We start from the raw sequence: 1,533 nt of genomic DNA, 5'->3' as shown, positions 1-1,533 counted from the left end.
GACTTGCCCTTCGCGAAGGCCTCGCCGATGCGGCCGTTGTTGATCTGGCATTCGCCGGAAGCGGGGTAGGTCTCCGCGTCCGCGGTGCCCGGCTCGATCTTGAGGGAGACCGGTTCGGCGGTCGTGGTCGCCTGGATACCGATCGCGGGTACGGACGCCGTGACCGACACCGGCTTGAAGTCCGCACCGTCCAGCCACGCCCAGGTCGGCAGGTTCACCTTGGTCGTGCCTTCAGGCGCCAGCGTCACCTCGGTGCCGGGCACGCGGATCTCGGCGTACGCGAGCTGGGCGAGTATCTCCGGCGTGATGGCGTTCTCGATCTCGGGGGGCGGGGCCTCACCCTGGTCCACCCAGAAGGGGGGTTCCTTGCACTTGTCCCAGCCTGGCGGGTAGCCCTTGTTGACGTACGAGTCCCAGAAGTAACCCTTGCCGGTCTTGTCCTTGTTGAAGTCCTTGTACGGGTCGCCGTTGACGTATCGGTTGCGCTGCTCGCTGTCCCACCCACTGCCGGTCGATCCGGCTTCCCAAATCGGCTCCATCTGAGCCTGGAGCTGGGCGGGGGTGTACTTCGGGGCGTACCAGCAGGCGGGCGGGGTCCAGGTCGTGGCGGGGCGCACGGCTCCGACGGAACCACCGCTGCCGTTCTTGGAACGGTCGTAGACGATGCCGCCGGCGGCGGAGGAGATGGTGTCGCCGTCGACGTCGCCCGATGGCCCTGTCTCTTTTCCGGAGCCACCACCGATTCCACCTTTACCGGGAGGATTCTGGGTGGCAACAGCCGAGGGAGCGGTGATCAAACAGGCTGATCCAGCCACAATCGCGATCGCGGCAAGACGAATAAGTCGGGTCACGGTTGGCACCTGTCAGCCCCCTGGGTGGACGAGATCTTCACGAGTTCCCAGACCCCCTGCTTGTTCTTCTGGAGTTGCACCCCATAGGCGGTGTAACTGTCCTTGGTGACTTTGGTTCCCTTGAGCTCCTTGGTCTTGATCACCTTGCTGAAGCCCTTGCTTTCGTCACCGCAGTAGCTGAGCGAAGCGCTGTTCTTGGAGTTGACCGTGACCTGTCGGTCGAAGTAGCGCACGGTTCCAGTGACCGTCCATCCTGCATCCTTGAATGCCCCCACCCACTCCTGGGCCGCCACCGCGCCTTCGCCCTCCGTGTAGTACTCCAGGGCGGGCAGTCGCGGGTTCTGGGCGACGATGGCCGCGTTGAGTGCACGGATGAACTCCGCGTTGTCCTTCAGAACCGCGGTCTGAACAGCGTCACTTGCCTGTTCCGGCGTGAAGGTGAGCGTGATGTCCGACGGCAACTCAATCTTCGGGCGGCCAACTACAGCCGGCGCACTCGCGCTCGGCGAAGCCGACTTGTCCGCTCCCGTGTCGGCGCCCGCGATCTTGTCCTTGTCCTTGGAACTGTCGTCGCTACCGCAGGCGGACAGCGACAGGGCCGCGGTGGCGGTCAGCGCGATCGCTGCGAGCAGGGTGGGGCGGCGGTTCACGGACGGCTCCCGGTGGGGCGAGGGGGTCATGA

General features: G+C 65.2%; 2 protein-coding genes. Both read right to left on the bottom strand.

Annotated elements, in window-relative coordinates:
• A partial coding sequence (locus tag O3Q52_RS52985) for a hypothetical protein (protein WP_269655533.1) occupies window positions 1-743 on the bottom strand: 743 nt, incomplete at its 3' end.
• Window positions 744-847: 104 nt separating this feature from the next.
• Complete coding sequence (locus tag O3Q52_RS52980) at window positions 848-1,501, bottom strand: hypothetical protein (RefSeq protein ID WP_269655532.1); 654 nt, start codon at window positions 1,499-1,501, stop codon at window positions 848-850.
• Window positions 1,502-1,533: the final 32 nt, after the last annotated feature.

The sequence above is a fragment of the Streptomyces sp. ActVer genome (genome assembly GCF_027270795.1).
In the GTDB taxonomy this organism is placed as follows: Bacteria; Actinomycetota; Actinomycetes; order Streptomycetales; family Streptomycetaceae; genus Streptomyces; species Streptomyces umbrinus_A.
The sequence above is the reverse complement of the archived record's forward strand: the minus strand, read 5'-3'. Positions and strand labels throughout refer to the sequence as shown.